13 protein-coding genes are annotated in these 18,430 nt (G+C 58.3%); 12 read left to right on the forward strand and 1 reads right to left on the reverse strand.

From position 1 onward, the window contains the following. Nucleotides 1-90: 90 nt before the first annotated feature. From yhhW to glgP, 10 genes are all read left to right on the forward strand, one after another. Nucleotides 91-786: a quercetin 2,3-dioxygenase gene (gene yhhW, locus M2416_RS23390; RefSeq protein WP_041143039.1), complete on the forward strand. Its 696-nt coding sequence runs from the start codon at nucleotides 91-93 to the stop codon at nucleotides 784-786. 194 nt (nucleotides 787-980) lie between these two features. After that, a complete protein-coding gene (gene gntR / locus M2416_RS23395) occupies nucleotides 981-1,976 on the forward strand; it encodes a gluconate operon transcriptional repressor GntR (RefSeq protein WP_041143038.1) in 996 nt (331 codons plus the stop codon). Between the two features lie 186 nt (nucleotides 1,977-2,162). Beyond that, on the forward strand, nucleotides 2,163-2,693 hold the full coding sequence (gene gntK, locus M2416_RS23400) for a gluconokinase (RefSeq protein ID WP_004868532.1): 531 nt from the start codon (nucleotides 2,163-2,165) through the stop codon (nucleotides 2,691-2,693). Continuing rightward, a complete protein-coding gene (gntU, locus tag M2416_RS23405; protein ID WP_041143037.1) occupies nucleotides 2,693-4,033 on the forward strand; it encodes a gluconate transporter in 1,341 nt (446 codons plus the stop codon). The genes gntK and gntU overlap by 1 nt, the downstream gene beginning before the upstream one ends. 471 nt (nucleotides 4,034-4,504) lie before the next feature. Then, a complete protein-coding gene (gene asd, locus M2416_RS23410) occupies nucleotides 4,505-5,611 on the forward strand; it encodes an aspartate-semialdehyde dehydrogenase (RefSeq protein WP_041143036.1) in 1,107 nt (368 codons plus the stop codon). A 241-nt stretch (nucleotides 5,612-5,852) separates the two neighbouring features. Then, a complete protein-coding gene (glgB, locus tag M2416_RS23415; RefSeq protein ID WP_259227130.1) occupies nucleotides 5,853-8,039 on the forward strand; it encodes a 1,4-alpha-glucan branching enzyme in 2,187 nt (728 codons plus the stop codon). Beyond that, a complete protein-coding gene (glgX, locus tag M2416_RS23420) occupies nucleotides 8,036-10,012 on the forward strand; it encodes a glycogen debranching protein GlgX (RefSeq protein WP_259227132.1) in 1,977 nt (658 codons plus the stop codon). The genes glgB and glgX overlap by 4 nt, the downstream gene beginning before the upstream one ends. Before the next feature lie 80 nt (nucleotides 10,013-10,092). Next, nucleotides 10,093-11,388, forward strand: coding sequence for a glucose-1-phosphate adenylyltransferase (glgC, locus tag M2416_RS23425; protein WP_041143033.1), 1,296 nt, complete (start codon nucleotides 10,093-10,095; stop codon nucleotides 11,386-11,388). Beyond that, nucleotides 11,388-12,821 carry a glycogen synthase GlgA gene (glgA, locus tag M2416_RS23430; protein WP_041143032.1) on the forward strand — a complete coding sequence of 478 codons (1,434 nt, stop codon included), beginning with the start codon at nucleotides 11,388-11,390 and terminating at the stop codon, nucleotides 12,819-12,821. The genes glgC and glgA overlap by 1 nt, the downstream gene beginning before the upstream one ends. A 17-nt stretch (nucleotides 12,822-12,838) precedes the next feature. Continuing rightward, nucleotides 12,839-15,286, forward strand: a complete 2,448-nt coding sequence (glgP, locus tag M2416_RS23435; protein ID WP_041143031.1) for a glycogen phosphorylase — start codon at nucleotides 12,839-12,841, stop codon at nucleotides 15,284-15,286. A gap of 117 nt (nucleotides 15,287-15,403) precedes the next feature. Here the strand turns inward: glgP and glpD are convergent, their stop codons facing one another. Beyond that, a complete protein-coding gene (gene glpD, locus M2416_RS23440) occupies nucleotides 15,404-16,912 on the reverse strand; it encodes a glycerol-3-phosphate dehydrogenase (RefSeq protein ID WP_259227138.1) in 1,509 nt (502 codons plus the stop codon). Between the two features lie 214 nt (nucleotides 16,913-17,126). Here glpD and glpE point away from each other — a divergent pair, with 214 nt between their 5' ends. Then, nucleotides 17,127-17,456: a thiosulfate sulfurtransferase GlpE gene (gene glpE, locus M2416_RS23445; protein WP_041143029.1), complete on the forward strand. Its 330-nt coding sequence runs from the start codon at nucleotides 17,127-17,129 to the stop codon at nucleotides 17,454-17,456. A gap of 139 nt (nucleotides 17,457-17,595) precedes the next feature. Beyond that, a complete protein-coding gene (gene glpG, locus M2416_RS23450; RefSeq protein WP_076946157.1) occupies nucleotides 17,596-18,426 on the forward strand; it encodes a rhomboid family intramembrane serine protease GlpG in 831 nt (276 codons plus the stop codon). Nucleotides 18,427-18,430 lie beyond the last annotated feature (4 nt).

An 18,430-nucleotide genomic window follows, 5' to 3' on the forward strand; every position in this document is an offset into this window, starting at 1 on the left:
TTTTTGAACAGAGGAGTCAATTTTCACCCTCTATGATCGTTAGCGGAATGGGTCCACACTTATTCCATCGAAAACATACGGGGGTGCAACATGATCTACTTACGCAAAGCTAACGAACGCGGTCACGCTAATCATGGCTGGCTCGATTCCTGGCATACTTTCTCTTTCGCCAACTATTACGACGCCAATTTTATGGGCTTTTCCGCTCTGCGCGTGATTAACGATGACGTGATTGACGCCGGCCAGGGCTTCGGGACCCACCCGCATAAAGATATGGAAATTCTGACCTACGTGCTGGAAGGGGTGGTTGAACACCAGGACAGCATGGGTAACAAAGAGCAGGTTCCTGCGGGTGAATTCCAGATCATGAGCGCCGGTACCGGGGTTCGTCACTCTGAATACAACCCGAGCAGCACCGAACGTCTGCACCTGTATCAAATCTGGATTATGCCGGAAGAGAACGGCATCGCTCCGCGCTATGAGCAGCGCCGGTTTGATGCGCTGCAGGGCAAACAGCTGGTGCTGTCGCCGGACGCTCGCGAAGGCTCGCTGAAAGTGCATCAGGATATGGAACTGTACCGCTGGGCGCTGCTGAAAGATGAGCAGTCGGTCCATCAGATTGCCGCGGAACGTCGCGTGTGGATTCAGGTCGTCAAAGGTGAAGTCACCATCAACGGCACCAAAGCGACCACCAGCGATGGCCTGGCGATTTGGGATGAGCAGGCTATCTCGGTTCACGCCGATAGCGACAGCGAAATCCTGCTGTTCGATCTGCCGCCGGTCTAATACTCGGTCCTGCTTTTTGTCGCTCACCCGGTCGCCAGCGCGGCCGGGGATTTTTGGCGCAGCGGCCGCGGCGCCGCTCGCCTGATTGCGGCCATTAAGGCTAAATAAAGTCGTTAGCGCGCGTTTCTCCGGGAAGGTTGCGCTTTGTCCGTGATAAACTGAGAGAATCTCTCCCATTTATTACAGTCAGGACGATGAAAAAGAAAAGACCCGTACTTCAGGATGTAGCCGATCTTGTCGGCGTGACCAAAATGACGGTCAGTCGCTTTTTACGTAACCCGGAACAGGTTTCCGAGGCTCTGCGTGGCAAGATTGCCGTTGCTCTCGATGAACTGGGTTATATCCCCAATCGTGCCCCTGATATTCTCTCCAACGCGACCAGCCGCGCCATCGGCGTGCTCCTGCCCTCGTTAACCAACCAGGTCTTTTCTGAAGTGCTGCGCGGTATTGAAAGCGTCACCGATGCTTTTGGCTACCAGACCATGCTGGCGCACTACGGCTATAAGCCTGAAATGGAAGAAAAACGCCTGGAGTCGATGCTCTCGTGGAACATCGACGGCCTGATCCTCACTGAACGTACCCACACGCCGCGCACGCTGAAAATGATCGAAGTCGCCGGGATCCCGGTGGTCGAGCTGATGGACAGCCGCTCGCCGTGCCTCGATATCGCCGTCGGTTTTGATAACTTCGACGCCGCGCGCCAGATGACCGCCGCCATTATTGCCCGCGGCCATCGCCACGTGGCCTATCTTGGCGCACGTCTTGATGAACGTACTATCATCAAGCAGAAGGGGTACGAGCAGGCGATGCACGACGCGGGCATGACGCCGTACAGCGTGATGGTCGAACAATCTTCTTCCTACTCGTCAGGGATTGAGCTGATGCGCCAGGCGCGTCGCGAATATCCGCAGCTGGACGGGATCTTCTGCACCAACGATGACCTCGCGGTCGGCGCGGCCTTTGAGTGCCAGCGTCTGGGATTACGCATTCCGGATGATATGGCGATTGCCGGCTTCCACGGCCACGATATTGGCCAGGTTATGGAGCCGCGCCTTGCCAGCGTGCTGACGCCGCGTGAGCGGATGGGACGCATCGGCGCCGAGCGTCTGCTGGCGCGTATTCGTGGTGAGACGGTTACCCCTAAGATGTTAGATTTAGGTTTCACATTGTCACCGGGTGGATCTATTTAAACTGACAAGTTTGAAGTAGATCACACATATTCACTTCTGGCACGAATGGTGATTGCTTCTCCCTAAGTCCGGCATGACAATGTTACCGATAACAGTTACCCGTAACAATTAACCTGTGCGCGCGCCGTTCACGTCGAATCCAAACGACCTGAAGGACGACGCGTATGTGTCCAGTGGGAGGAAGCTTTGAGCACGACTAACCATGATCACCACGTCTATGTCCTGATGGGCGTTTCCGGCAGTGGAAAATCCGCTGTCGCCAGCGAAGTGGCGCATCAGCTGCATGCCGCGTTTCTCGACGGCGACTTTCTGCATCCGCGTAGCAATATCAACAAGATGGCTTCCGGCGAGCCGCTGAATGACGACGACCGCACGCCGTGGCTTCAGGCGCTGAACGACGCCGCCTTCGCCATGCAGCGGACCAATAAAGTGTCGCTTATCGTGTGCTCGGCGCTGAAAAAAAGCTATCGCGACATCCTACGCAAAGGCAACCCGAACCTCTCCTTCGTCTACCTGAAAGGTGATTTCGACCTGATCGAAAGTCGTCTGAAGGCGCGCAAAGGCCACTTCTTCAAAACCCAGATGCTGGTAACGCAGTTTGAAACCCTGCAGGAGCCCGGCGCAGACGAAGGCGATGTGTTAATCGTCGATATTGATCAATCGCTGGAAGGCGTGGTCGCGAGCACCATTGAGGTGATCAACAAAGGCAGTAACTAGTGAGTACATTAACGCTTGTTTTAACAGCAGTCGGCTCCGTTTTGCTGCTGCTGTTTTTAGTCATGAAGGCGCGTATGCATGCCTTCGTGGCTTTGATGGTGGTTTCTATTGGTGCAGGTCTCTTTTCCGGGATGCCGCTGGATAAAATTGCGGCAACCATGGAAAAAGGGATGGGTGGGACGCTCGGCTTTCTGGCGATCGTCGTGGCGCTGGGGGCGATGTTCGGTAAGATCCTTCATGAAACCGGCGCCGTCGACCAGATAGCCGTTAAGATGCTGAAGTCTTTCGGCCACAGCCGGGCGCATTACGCCATTGGCCTGGCCGGCCTTATCTGCGCGCTGCCGCTGTTTTTCGAAGTGGCTATCGTGTTGCTGATTAGCGTTGCCTTCTCGATGGCGCGCCATACCGGCACCAACCTGGTGAAGCTGGTCATTCCGCTGTTTGCCGGCGTTGCCGCCGCTGCGGCATTTCTGCTGCCGGGGCCTGCGCCTATGCTGCTGGCGTCGCAAATGCACGCCGATTTTGGCTGGATGATCCTGATTGGCCTCTGCGCCGCGATCCCGGGGATGCTGATCGCCGGACCGCTGTGGGGCAACTTTATCAGCCGCTATGTCGAACTGCATATTCCTGACGACATCAGCGAGCCGAGCCTCGGTGAAGGCAAGATGCCGTCGTTCGCCTTTAGCCTGTCGCTGATCCTGCTGCCGCTGGTGCTGGTGGGGCTGAAAACGGTCGCCGCGCGCTTTGTCCCGGTTGGCTCGAGCACCTATGAATGGTTCGAATTTATCGGCCATCCGTTCACCGCGATTCTGGTGGCGTGCCTGGTGGCGATTTATGGCCTGGCGGTACGTCAGGGGATGGCGAAAGATCGGGTGATGGAGATCTGCGGCCACGCGCTGCAGCCTGCGGGGATTATCCTGCTGGTCATCGGTGCCGGTGGCGTCTTTAAGCAGGTGCTGGTGGATTCCGGCGTCGGCCCGGCGCTCGGTGAAGCGCTGACCGGTATGGGTCTGCCAATTGCGATTACCTGCTTCGTGCTGGCGGCCGCAGTGCGCATTATCCAGGGCTCTGCGACGGTCGCCTGCTTAACGGCGGTTGGTCTGGTGATGCCGGTTATCGAGCAGCTGAACTACAGCGGCGCGCAAATGGCGGCCCTGTCGATTTGTATCGCCGGCGGTTCAATCGTCGTGAGCCACGTCAACGACGCGGGCTTCTGGCTGTTCGGTAAGTTTACCGGCGCAACGGAAGCCCAGACGCTGAAGACCTGGACCATGATGGAAACCATTCTCGGCACTACCGGCGCCATTGTCGGTATGATTGCGTTTTCGCTGCTCAGCTAAACGTTAAATAAGCGAGTCCGGCGCAGCGCTGCCGGGCTCTTTTCGCCTGACGGCAGACGCCGTTTTTATCCTCGCTTCCTGCCCGCATCCATGCCCCCTTTTTCGCCTGACTCCGCGCCATAATGAGCGCTACGACAAAAGCCTGACGTCTCAGCAGCCCCCGCGGCGCAAGGGTTTGTCGGGTTTTGCTGCGCTGCGGTTAGTGGCCCATTTTCCGCGCAAATCCATAATCCAGATCAATAAAAACGCGGCGGAAATTATTCCCTTTTCGCCACGCTTTCCCCGATAATCTTTAAGGTTTTCCTGAATGCCGATGGCTGCGGATGCTGCATAAGATAAGTTGCTTTACTGATTGCCGGGCAATCATTGATTAATTTCACTTGCGACTTTAGCAGCATTTTGTAATGTGAAGGATGATCCAGTAGGAAACTGGCTTGGCACAAACAGCACACATCTCCCAGGAAATACGTTATGAAAAATGTTGGTTTTATCGGCTGGCGCGGAATGGTCGGCTCTGTACTCATGCAACGCATGGTTGAAGAGCGCGATTTCGACGCCATTCGCCCTGTTTTTTTCTCCACCTCTCAGCTGGGGCAACCTGCTCCATCATTCGGTGGCAGCACCGGCGGTACGCTTCAGGATGCGTTTGACCTGGAAGCACTGAAGGCGCTGGATATCATTGTGACATGCCAGGGCGGCGATTATACCAACGACGTATATCCGAAGCTGCGTGAAAGCGGCTGGCAGGGTTACTGGATTGACGCCGCGTCTTCGCTGCGCATGAAGGACGACGCCATCATTATTCTTGACCCGGTTAACCAGGACGTGATTACCGCCGGCCTGAATAATGGCGTGAAGACCTTCGTTGGCGGCAACTGTACCGTCAGCCTGATGCTGATGTCCCTCGGCGGCCTGTTTGCACAGGATTTAGTCGAGTGGGTCAGCGTCGCGACTTACCAGGCGGCCTCCGGCGGCGGCGCGCGCCACATGCGTGAACTGCTGACCCAGATGGGCCAGCTGCACGGCCACGTTGCGACGGAGCTGGCCAATCCGGCTTCCGCTATTCTGGAGATTGAGCGCAAGGTCACCTCGCTCACCCGCAGCGGCGATCTGGCGGTAGATAACTTTGGCGTACCGCTGGCCGGTAGCCTGATCCCGTGGATCGACAAGCAGCTGGATAACGGCCAGAGCCGTGAAGAGTGGAAGGGCCAGGCGGAGACCAACAAAATTCTCGCCACCTCAGCGGCCATTCCGGTTGACGGCCTGTGCGTGCGCGTTGGCGCGCTGCGCTGCCACAGCCAGGCGTTCACCATCAAGCTGAAAAAAGACGTTTCTATCCCGACCGTTGAGGAGCTGCTGGCGGCGCACAACCCGTGGGCGAAAGTGGTCCCTAACGATCGTGATATTACCATGCGCGAGCTGACTCCGGCTGCCGTCACCGGCACCCTGACGACGCCGGTTGGTCGCCTGCGTAAGCTGAATATGGGGCCGGAGTATCTCTCGGCCTTCACCGTCGGCGACCAGCTGCTGTGGGGCGCAGCCGAGCCGCTGCGCCGGATGCTGCGGCAGCTGGCGTAATCACAGGATGAATAAAAGGGGGTGTCTGACACCCCCTTTTTTTGCGTAATACAAGGAGTAAACGCGGATGTTTGATTTTTCTCAACGGGGGTAAGAAAGCCTTGGCTATGCTTTAGTAAGGAACGACGTTTCCTTACCTGAAGGTGGGACGGAGCAGAAGGATGCACAGTGTGCTGCACCGTTCAGGTCAAAAAAAGTCGCCAGATACAGGAAAGGGCGGCACTTACAACAGGATGAAACCATGTCTAATCATATTGATAGAGACGTGATTAACGCGCTAATTGCCGGTCATTTTGCGGACCCTTTTTCCGTGCTGGGCATGCACGCCACCGATGCCGGGCTGGAAGTACGCGCGTTGTTACCCGATGCCACCGATGTGTGGGTGATTGAACCGAAAACCGGACGCAAAGTCGGCAAGCTTGAGTGCCTCGACTCGCGCGGTTTCTTTTGCGGCACTCTGCCGCGTCGAAAAAATGCTTTTCGCTATCAGCTGGCCGTCACCTGGCATGGTCAGCTCAATCTGATTGATGACCCTTACCGCTTTGGCCCGCTGCTGCAGGATCTGGACGTCTGGCTGCTCTCCGAAGGTACCCATCTGCGGCCGTATGAAACGCTCGGTGCCCATGCCGATACGATGGACGGCATTACCGGCACGCGCTTCTCGGTGTGGGCGCCAAACGCCCGCCGGGTTTCCGTGGTCGGCCAGTTCAACTACTGGGACGGCCGCCGCCACCCGATGCGCCTGCGTAAAGAGTCGGGGATTTGGGAGCTGTTTGTCCCCGGCGCGCAGAACGGCCAGCTGTATAAATTTGAGATGATCGACGCGCACGGCCACCTGCGGGTGAAGTCCGACCCTTACGCCTTTGAAGCGCAGATGCGCCCGGATACCGCCTCGCTGATCTGCGGCCTGCCGGATAAAATTGCCCAGCCGCCGGAGCGCAAGCAGGCGAACCAGTTCGATGCGCCGATTTCGATTTATGAGGTTCACCTGGGCTCCTGGCGTCGCCATACCGATAACAACTTCTGGCTGAGCTATCGCGAGCTGGCGGACCAGCTAGTGCCTTATGCCAAATGGATGGGCTTTACCCATCTGGAGCTGCTGCCGGTTAACGAGCACCCGTTTGACGGCAGCTGGGGCTATCAGCCCACCGGGCTGTACGCGCCGACCCGACGCTTTGGTACCCGCGAAGACTTCCGCTACTTCATTCACGCCGCCCACGCCGCGGGCCTCAACGTGATCCTCGACTGGGTGCCGGGGCATTTCCCCTCCGATGATTTTGCCCTCGCGGCGTTTGACGGGACCTCGCTGTACGAACACAGCGACCCGCGCGAAGGCTATCACCAGGACTGGAATACCCTGATCTACAACTACGGCCGCCGCGAGGTCAGCAACTTCCTCGTGGGCAACGCGCTGTACTGGATTGAGCGTTTCGGCATTGACGCCCTGCGCGTCGATGCGGTGGCCTCGATGATCTACCGCGACTACAGCCGTAAAGAGGGCGAATGGGTGCCGAATGAGTTCGGCGGACGGGAAAACCTGGAAGCGATTGAGTTCCTGCGTAATACCAACCGCGTGCTCGGCGAACAGACCCCTGGCGCGGTCACCATGGCCGAAGAGTCCACCGACTTTGCCGGCGTTTCGCGTCCCTCCTCGACGGGCGGGCTCGGCTTCTGGTTCAAATGGAACCTCGGCTGGATGCACGACACCCTCGACTACATGAAGCTCGATCCGGTTCACCGCCGTCATCATCATGACAAGATGACCTTCGGCATGCTCTACAACTACACCGAGAACTTCGTTCTGCCGCTCTCCCACGATGAAGTGGTCCACGGCAAAAAGTCGATTCTCGACCGCATGCCCGGCGATGCGTGGCAGAAGTTTGCCAACCTGCGCGCCTACTACGGCTGGCTGTTTGCCTTCCCCGGTAAAAAGCTGCTGTTTATGGGCAACGAGTTTGCCCAGGGGCGGGAGTGGAACCACGACGCCAGCCTCGACTGGCATCTGCTGGAAGGCGGCGACAACTGGCACCACGGCGTCCAGCGTCTGGTTCGCGACCTGAACCATACCTATCGTCGTCACAAGGCGCTGCACGAGCTTGATTTTGACCGCTACGGCTTCGAATGGCTGGTCGTGGACGATCACGAGCGTTCGGTGTTTGTCTTCGTCCGTCGCGATAAGGCGGGGAATGAGATCATCGTTGCCAGCAACTTCACGCCGGTACCGCGTCACGGCTATCGCTTCGGGATTAACCAGCCGGGTCGCTGGCGCGAAGAGCTGAATACCGACTCGATGCACTACCACGGCAGCAATACCGGTAACTGCGGAATTGTGGCAAGCGAGGCTATCGCCAGCCACGGCCGCGAGAACTCGCTGTCGATTACCCTGCCACCGCTGGCAACCGTCTGGCTGGTGCGGGAGGCGGAATGACGACGCTCTCGCCAGGAAAGCCCGCTCCGCTGGGCGCCAGCTATGACGGAAAGGGGGTGAACTTTACCCTCTTTTCCGCCCATGCCGAGCGGGTAGAGCTATGCCTGTTCGATGAGCAGGGGAACGAACGACGTGTTGATCTACCCGCGCGCAGCGGCGACGTCTGGCACGGCTGGCTGGCCGGCGTTGGCCCAGGTTTGCGCTACTGCTATCGCGTCCACGGCCCGTGGGAGCCCGAGCAGGGGCATCGCTTTAACCCGGCGAAGCTGCTGCTCGATCCCTGCTGCCACCGGGTGGATGGCGCGCTGCCTGACGATGAGCGTCTTCACGGCGGCGACCGGCAGCCCGATAACCGCGATAGCGCGGCAATCGCGCCGAAGTCGCGGGTCGTTGACCTGCATTACGACTGGCTGGGCGACAAGCCGCCGCGCACGCCCTGGGGTCAGACGGTCATTTATGAAGCCCACGTCAAAGGGCTGACGTACCTGCATCCCGGACTGCCGGAGGAGATTCGCGGCACCTACCGGGCGCTGGGTCATCCGGTGATGATCGACTATTTCAACACGCTGGGTATTACCGCGCTGGAGCTGATGCCGGTGGCGCAGTTTGCCAGCGAACCGCGCCTGCAGCGGATGGGGTTGAGCAACTACTGGGGCTACAACCCGCTGGCGATTTTCGCCCTCGACCCGCGCTACGCCAGCGAGCCCGAGCGCGCGCTCGACGAATTTCGCGACGCGGTGAAGGCGCTTCACGCCGCAGGTATCGAGGTGATCCTCGACGTGGTGCTGAACCACAGCGCTGAAATCGATCTTGAAGGGCCGACCTTCTCCCTGCGCGGAATCGATAACCGTAGCTATTATTGGATAAGAGAAGACGGCGACTACCACAACTGGACCGGCTGCGGGAACACCATCAACCTCAGTCATCCTGGGGTGATGGAGTACGCCCGCCAGTGCCTGCGTTTCTGGGTGGATGAGTGTCACGTTGACGGCTTCCGCTTCGATCTGGCCTCGGTTATGGGACGGACGCCGGAGTTTCGTCAGGATGCGCCGCTGTTTGAGGCGATCCGCCGCGATCCGCAGCTGGCGGAGGTGAAGCTGATTGCTGAGCCCTGGGATATCGGCGCCGGCGGCTATCAGGTGGGCAATTTCCCGCCGCTGTTTGCCGAGTGGAACGACCACTTCCGCGATGTTTCGCGCCGTTTCTGGCTGCAGCAAAACGCCTCGTTGGGGGAGTTCGCCCAGCGCTTTGCCGCTTCCAGCGATCTCTTTCAACGCAGCGGGCGGCAGCCGGCGGCGGCGGTAAATCTGATTACCGCCCATGATGGCTTCACCCTGCGCGACTGCGTCTGTTTCAATCAGAAACATAATGAGGCGAACGGTGAAGAGAATCGCGATGGGACTAACAATAACTACAGCAGCAATCATGGTATAGAGGGTTTAGAGGCTACGCTCGACGTGATTGAAAGGCGCCGGGACAGCGTTCACGCCCTGCTGGTGACGCTCCTGCTGTCGCAGGGAACGCCGATGCTGCTGGCGGGTGATGAACACGGCCATAGCCAGCATGGCAACAATAATGCGTACTGTCAGGATAACGCGCTGACCTGGCTCGACTGGGGCAAGGCGAATCGCGGGCTGACCGCGTTCACCGCAGCGCTTATTCATCTACGCCGCCGTATCCCCGCCTTAACCGGCAACCGCTGGTGGCAGGAGGGAGACGGCAGCGTTCGCTGGCTAAATCAACACGCTCAGCCGCTGAGCGCTGATGAGTGGCAGCACGGCGTGATGCGTTTGCAGATCCAGCTATCCGAACGCTGGCTGATAACGCTGAACGCCACCCCAGAAGTCACAAATATGGAATTACCCGCGGGGGAATGGCACGCCGTTCTTCCGTTCGCCGGAGAGAACAATCCGGTCATCATGGATGTCTGGCATGGGCCCGCGCACGGAGTGTGCGTATTTCAAAGGTCGTAAGCCCTGAGGCTTCCGGTAAGTTTCGCGGCGGCAACGCGGCGGGAAGGGCAGGAAGGCTGGGATGTAAAAAGGAGTTAATCATGGTTAGGCTAGAAAAGAACGATCCGTTGATGCTGGCGCGTCAGCTGCCCATCAAAACCGTTGCGTTGATTCTTGCGGGTGGTCGCGGTACCCGACTGAAAGATTTAACGATTAAGCGCGCAAAACCGGCCGTCCATTTTGGCGGTAAGTTTCGCATTATCGATTTCGCATTATCTAACTGCATTAACTCAGGTATTCGCCGCATTGGCGTTATCACCCAGTATCAATCGCACACGCTGGTACAGCATATCCAGCGCGGCTGGTCGTTCTTTAGCGAAGAGATGAACGAGTTCGTCGATTTGCTTCCGGCGCAGCAGCGCGTGCATGGTGAAAACTGGTATCGCGGTACCGCGGATGCGGTGACCCAGAACCTCGATATTATTCGCCGCTACAAGGCGGAGTACGTGGTGATCCTCGCCGGCGATCATATCTATAAGCAGGACTACTCGCGCATGCTTATCGATCACGTCGAAAAAGGGGCGCGCTGCACCGTGGCCTGTATGCCGGTGCCCATCGAAGAGGCATCCGCTTTCGGCGTGATGGCGGTTGATGAGAGCGACAAGATCATTGAGTTTGTCGAAAAGCCTGCCGTGCCGCCCGCCATGCCGAGCGATGCCAGCAAATCACTGGCCAGCATGGGTATCTATGTCTTTGATGCCGATTATCTTTATGAGCTGCTGGCGGAAGATGATAACGATGAAAACTCCAGCCACGACTTCGGCAAAGATATCATTCCGAAGATAACCGAAGCTGGCATGGCTTATGCACATCCTTTCCCACTCTCCTGCGTTCAGTCGGATCCCGAGGCCGAACCCTACTGGCGCGACGTGGGGACGCTCGAGGCTTACTGGAAAGCCAACCTCGACCTGGCATCGGTGACGCCGGAGCTGGATATGTACGATCAGAACTGGCCGATTCGCACCCACATGGAGTCGCTGCCGCCGGCTAAATTCGTTCAGGATCGCTCCGGTAGCCACGGCATGACGCTGAACTCGCTGGTCTCCGGCGGCTGCATTATCTCCGGTTCGGTGGTGGTGCAGTCGGTGCTGTTCCCGCGCGTGCGGGTGAACTCATTCTGTAACATTGATTCGGCAGTCTTATTGCCAGAAGTTTGGGTCGGACGCTCGTGCCGCCTGCGCCGCTGCGTGATCGACCGCGCCTGCGTGATTCCGGAAGGCATGGTGATTGGTGAACACGCGGAAGAAGATGCGCGTCGGTTCTACCGCTCAGAGGAAGGTATTGTGCTGGTCACCCGGGATATGCTGCGGAAGTTGGGGCACTCACAGGAGCGATAATGCAGGTCTTACACGTATGTTCAGAGATGTTCCCGCTGTTAAAAACCGGCGGTCTGGCGGATGTCATCGGCGCGCTGCCTGCGGCACAAATTGCAGAAGGTATCGATACGCGCGTGCTGCTGCCCGCGTTTCCTGATATTCGTCGCGGGATAACCGATGCGCAGGTGGTGACGCGCAGAGACACCTTTGCCGGCCGCATCACGCTGCTGTTTGGCCATTTTAACGGCGTGGGCATCTATCTGATTGATGCACCACATCTTTACGATCGCCCGGGGAGCCCTTACCACGATACCAACCAGCATGCCTACACCGATAACGTGCTGCGCTTTGCGCTGCTTGGCTGGGTAGGCAGCGAAATGGCCTGTGGGCTGGATCCCTTCTGGCGCCCTGACGTTGTGCACGCCCACGACTGGCATGCGGGCCTGACGCCGGCCTATCTGGCGGCGCGCGGCCACCCGGCGAAATCGGTTTTCACGGTGCACAACCTGGCCTATCAGGGGATGTTCTACTCCTGGCATATGAACGAGATCGAGCTGCCTTGGTCGTTCTATAACATGCACGGCCTTGAGTTCAACGGCCAGCTCTCGTTCCTGAAAGCGGGCCTCTATTATGCCGACCATATTACGGCGGTCAGCCCAACCTACGCCCGTGAGATAACCGAACCGCAGTTTGCTTACGGCATGGAGGGGCTGCTGCGCCAGCGGCAGCACGAGGGGCGCCTGTCGGGCATCCTTAACGGCGTGGATTCAAACATCTGGAATCCGCAAAACGACCTGCTGCTGGCCGCGCGCTACGACCGCGATAGTCTCGAAGATAAAGCGGAGAACAAGCGCCAGCTGCAAATTGCGATGGGGCTGAAGGTGGACGACAAGGCGCCGCTGTTTGCCGTGGTCAGCCGCCTGACCAGCCAGAAGGGGCTGGACCTGGTGCTTGAAGCGCTGCCGGGCCTGCTGGAGCAGGGCGGGCAGCTGGCGCTGCTGGGCGCCGGCGATCCGGTGCTGCAGGAGGGCTTCCTGGCCGCAGCGGCCGAGCATCCCGGCAAAGTGGGCGTGCAGATTGGCTATCATGAAGCCTTCTCACACCGCATTATGGGCGGCGCCGACGTCATCCTGGTTCCCAGCCGCTTTGAACCGTGCGGGCTGACGCAGCTGTATGGCCTCAAGTACGGCACCCTGCCGCTGGTACGGCGTACCGGCGGCCTGGCGGATACCGTCACCGACAGCTCCCTGGAAAACCTGGCCGATGGCCTGGCCAGCGGGTTTGTCTTTGAAGACAGCAATGCCTTGTCGCTTCTGCGAGCAATTCGGCGCGCATTCGTTCTGTGGTCGCGCCCTTCGCTCTGGCGTTACGTGCAGCGCCAGGCGATGAATATGGATTTTAGCTGGCAGGTCGCAGCGAACTCTTATCGCGAACTTTATCAACGCTTGATGTAACCACAGGAGTCATTGCGATGAATGTACCCTTTAGCTACGCATCACCCACGCTGAGCGTTGAGGCACTGAAGCACTCTATCGCCTATAAGCTGATGTTCATCATCGGCAAAGATCCGGCGATCGCCAACAAACATGAATGGCTTAACGCCACGCTGTTCGCCGTGCGTGACCGAATGGTGGAGCGCTGGCTGCGCTCTAACCGCGCCCAGCTTTCGCAGGAAGTTCGTCAGGTTTACTACCTGTCGATGGAGTTTCTGATTGGCCGCACTCTCTCTAACGCGCTGCTGTCGCTGGGTATCTATGAAGATGTCAACAACGCGCTGGAAGAGATGGGGCTCAACCTTGAAGAGCTGATCGACGAGGAGAATGACCCGGGGCTGGGCAATGGCGGGCTCGGACGCCTGGCGGCCTGCTTCCTCGACTCTCTGGCGGCCCTCGGCCTGCCGGGTCGCGGCTACGGCATCCGCTATGACTACGGGATGTTTAAGCAGAATATCGTCGACGGTCGGCAGAAGGAGTCGCCGGACTACTGGCTGGAATACGGCAACCCGTGGGAGTTTGAGCGCCATAACACGCGCTACAAAGTGCGCTTTGGCGGCCGAATTCAGCAGGAGGGGAAAAACTCCCGCTGGGTGGAAACCGAAGAGATCCTTGCGGAGGCCTACGATCAGATTATCCCGGGCTTCGATACCGATGCCACCAATACCCTGCGGCTGTGGAGCGCTCAGGCCAGCAGCGAAATCAACCTCGGTAAATTCAACCAGGGCGACTACTTCGCGGCGGTAGAAGATAAAAACCACTCCGAAAACGTATCCCGCGTGCTCTATCCGGATGACTCCACCTATTCCGGGCGCGAGCTGCGCCTGCGCCAGGAGTATTTCCTCGTCTCCGCGACGGTGCAGGATATCCTTAGCCGCCACTATCAGCTGCATAAAACCTACGCCAACCTGGCCGACAAAATCGCTATCCACCTCAACGACACCCACCCGGTGCTGTCGATCCCTGAGCTGATGCGTCTGCTGATTGACGAGCATAAGTTTAGCTGGGATGAGGCGTTCGAGGTGACCTGCCAGGTCTTCTCCTACACCAACCATACCCTGATGAGCGAAGCGCTGGAGACCTGGCCTGTTGATATGCTGGGTAAAATTCTGCCGCGCCATCTGCAGATTATCTTTGAGATTAACGACTACTTCCTCAAGACGCTGCAGGAGCAGTATCCCAACGATACCGCGCTGTTGAGCCGGACCTCGATTATCGATGAGTCCAATGGCCGCCGGGTGCGGATGGCCTGGCTGGCGGTGGTCATTAGCCATAAGGTGAACGGCGTTTCCGAGCTGCACTCGAGGCTGATGGTGGAGTCGCTGTTCGCCGAGTTTGCGCGGATTTTCCCGATGCGCTTCACCAACGTGACCAACGGCGTGACCCCGCGCCGCTGGCTGGCGCTGGCGAATCCGCCTCTGTCGAAGGTGCTGGATGAAAATATTGGCCGCACCTGGCGCACCGATCTCAGCCAGCTCAAGGAGCTGGAGCAGCATATTGATTATCCGACGGTGAACCAGGCGGTGCGCCAGGCGAAGCTGGAGAACAAGCAGCGGCTGGCAAACTATATCGGCCAGCAGCTTAACGTGGTGGTTAATCCGAAGGCGCTGTTTGATGTGCAGATCAAGCGCATCCACGAGTACAAGCGTCAGCTGATGAACGTGCTGCACGTGATTGCGCGCTATAACCGCATCAAGGCCGATCCCGACGCCGAGTGGGTGCCGCGGGTCAATATCTTCGCCGGGAAAGCCGCTTCGGCCTACTACATGGCCAAGCACATTATTCATCTCATTAACGACGTGGCGGCGGTGGTCAATAACGATCCGCAGATCGGCGATAAGCTGAAGATCGTGTTTATCCCTAACTACAGCGTGAGCCTGGCCCAGCTGATTATTCCGGCGGCTGATCTCTCCGAGCAGATCTCGCTGGCGGGAACGGAAGCATCCGGGACCAGTAACATGAAGTTTGCGCTTAACGGCGCGCTGACCATTGGTACCCTCGACGGGGCTAACGTTGAAATGCTTGAGCACGTGGGCGAGGAGAATATTTTCATCTTCGGTAATACTGCGGAGGAGGTTGAGGCGCTGCGCCGCAGCGGCTATAAACCGCGCGACTACTACGAGCAGGACCCGGAGCTGCATCAGACGCTGACCCAGATCGGGACCGGCCTGTTCAGTCCGTCGGAGCCCGGCCGCTATCGCGACCTGCTGGATTCGCTGATTAACTTTGGCGACCACTATCAGGTGCTGGCAGATTATCGTAGCTACGTCGATTGTCAGGATAAGGTGGACGAGCTCTACCGTCACCCGGAAGAGTGGGCCAACAAAGCGATGCTCAACATCGCCAATATGGGCTACTTCTCTTCTGACCGGACGATTAAAGAGTATGCCGACCATATCTGGCATATCGATCCGGTGCGGCTGTAACCGCCGCGATGCCGTAAAAAACGGGGCCATCAGGCCCCGTTTTTTTGTCTTTTTTGAACCCCTCAGGCCGCGCCTTCCAGTGCGCTTAGCGACCGGCGAGAGACCCCGCCGGGGCGCCTACGAGGCCAGAGAGAGCTCAGACTTTCCCACGTGCTGCGCCAGCCATTCGCTAATGCGCGCCTGCTGCCCGGCGCTGAGCCACATGCCCTGTTTGGTACGACGCCAGATGGCGTCATCGAGTCTGCGAACCCACTCATGCTCCACGAGGTATTTCAGCTCGGCTTCATAGAACTCGTGGCCAAAATCTTCGCCCAGATCGGCAAGCGATGTCGCCTCGCCGAGCACCCACTCGCTGTTGCTGCCGTAGGTGCGGGCGTAGTGACGCGCCATTGATTCGCTGATAAATGCGAAGCGGCGGCGCAGTTTGGCGGCGTAATCGTCGCGATCGCCGTCGATCTCGCCCCCGGGCAGAACGGCGGTTTTGGTCCACGCCGGGCCGATGCCTTTATAGTACGGCGTCAGCTTTTCCAGCGCGTGCTCTGCCAGCTTGCGGTAGGTCGTGAGCTTGCCGCCAAAGACCGACAGCAGCGGCGCCTGGCCGTTTTCGTCATGAATATCGAGCGTATAGTCGCGGGTAATCGCCTGCGGTGAATCAGATTCATCGTCGCACAGTGGGCGGACGCCGGAATAGGTCCAGACGATATCGTCGCGGGACAGCGTCTTTTTAAAGTGCGCGTTGTAGGCGTTGAGCAGGTAGCTAATCTCTTTCTCATCGATCGCCACTTTCTGCGGATCGCCGTTGTACTCCACGTCGGTGGTGCCGATTATCGAGAACTCGTCCATCCACGGGATCACGAACACAATTCGCTTGTCTTCGTTTTGCAGAATATAGGCCTGCTTCTGGGTATGTACGCGCGGTACCACGATGTGGCTGCCCTTAATCAGGCGGATGCCGTAAGGGGAGCGCAGGTGCATCCCTTCATCAAAGAAGTGTTTGACCCACGGGCCGGTGGCGTTCACCAGGCCCCGCGCCTGCCAGGTAAACTTCTCGCCGCTGTCGATATCTTCCGCCTCGACAATCCACAGACCGTTTTCACGCCGGGCGGAGATGGCCCGGGTGCGGGTACGAACCTCGCCGCCTTTGCGCACCACCATCTGCGCGTTCGCCAGCACCAGCCGCGCATCGTCTACCCAGCAGTCGGAATATTCGAAACCGCGCACGATTTCAGGTTTAAGTACCGACTCTGCGCCAAATCGCAAACCGGTTGAGCTGGGTAAGCTGGTGCGTTTTCCCAGGTGATCGTACATAAACAGACCAATACGGATCATCCACGCCGGGCGCAGATGCGGACGGTGCGGCAGGCGGAAGCGCATCGGGAATGCGAGATGCGGCGCCATTTTTAGCAGTACTTCACGTTCGGCCAGCGCTTCGCTGACCAGACGGAATTCGTAGTGTTCAAGGTAGCGCAGCCCGCCGTGAATCAGCTTTGAGCTGGCGCTGGAGGTGGCGCAGGCGAGATCGCGCGCTTCCAGCATCAGTACGGATAAACCACGCCCGGCGGCGTCTGCCGCGATACCGGCACCGTTGATGCCTCCGCCTATCACAATCAGATCTTTGGTTTCCACGTTCGCTACCTCTTGCACTTTCGTTTAAGCTCACAAATGTTCGATATCGCTCAATATAGCAAACAAACGCGCTATTGGTAACATCAAAAAAACATTTCAGAGTGATGCATGTAACATATTGGCGTTTATTTCCCGTCTGACGGTAAACTAGGCAGTAGAATCATGGCCGGCAATCAGCCCGCTATATCACCCCGCAATAAAGAGACAAGAGCACATGGATCACTTTGAATGTATCAACGTAGAAGAGGCGCATCAGAAGCTGCAGCAGGCCATGGCGGTACTGGTGGACATCCGCGACCCGCAAAGCTATGCGATGGGCCACACTCCGGGTGCGTTTCATCTGACCAACGATACGCTGGGCGCGTTTATGCGTGATAACGACTTTGAGACGGCGGTGATGGTGATGTGCTACCACGGCAATAGCAGTAAGGGCGCCGCGCAGTATCTGCTGCAGCAGGGCTATGACAAGGTCTACAGCGTGGACGGCGGGTTTGATGCCTGGCATCGTCACTTCCCGGCGGAAGTGGCTCACGGGACGCTCTGACCCGTAACCGTATACGTTTTAGGGTTCAAACGGCCTCCGTGCCGGGCGCCTGTGCTCGCCCGCGGCTGCCGTCGCCACGCACCTTGAATGATTTTGCGTATATACTGTCCCCCTTTGTGTGGAATAAGCGATCCGCTGCATGTTAATGATTACCTCTTTTGCCAACCCGCGCGTGGCCCAGGCGTTTGTCGACTATATGGCGACCCAGGGCGTTATCCTTACTATTCAGCAGCACAGCCAGAGCGACGTCTGGCTGGCGGACGAGAGCCAGGCCGCGCGGGTTCAGGCTGAACTGACTCGCTTTCTCGAAAACCCCGCCGACCCGCGCTACCTCGCGGCAAGCTGGCAATCGGGGCAAACTAACAGCGGGCTGCACTACCAGCGCTTCCCCTTCTTCGCGACCCTGCGCCACAACGCCGGGCCCGTTACGTGGGTGGTTCTGACGCTCTGCGTGCTGGTCTTTGTGCTGCAAAATGTCCTTGGCGACCAGCCGGTTATGCTGCTGCTGGCCTGGCCGTACGACCCCTCGCTGAAGTTTGAGGTCTGGCGCTACTTTAGCCATGCGTTGATGCACTTCTCGCTGATGCACATCCTGTTTAACCTGCTATGGTGGTGGTACCTCGGCGGTGCGGTTGAGAAACGGATTGGCAGCGGCAAGCTGGTGGTTATCACCGTCATTAGCGCGCTGCTGAGCGGGTTTGTTCAACATCAGTTTAGCGGCCCCTGGTTTGGTGGCTTATCCGGCGTAGTGTATGCGCTGATGGGCTACGTCTGGCTGCGGGGAGAGCGCGATCCGCAGAGCGGCGTTTATTTACAGCGCGGCTTGATACTCTTCTCCTTAGTATGGTTAATTGCTGGATGGTTTGATGTTTTTGGCATGTCGATTGCGAACGGCGCGCACGTAGCCGGCCTGGTGACCGGACTGGCGATGGCGTTTGTAGATACTCAGCATGTGCGAAAACGAACATAGAGAC

The organism is Klebsiella sp. BIGb0132 (genome assembly GCF_024810075.1).
Lineage (GTDB): Bacteria > Pseudomonadota > Gammaproteobacteria > Enterobacterales > Enterobacteriaceae > Klebsiella > Klebsiella terrigena.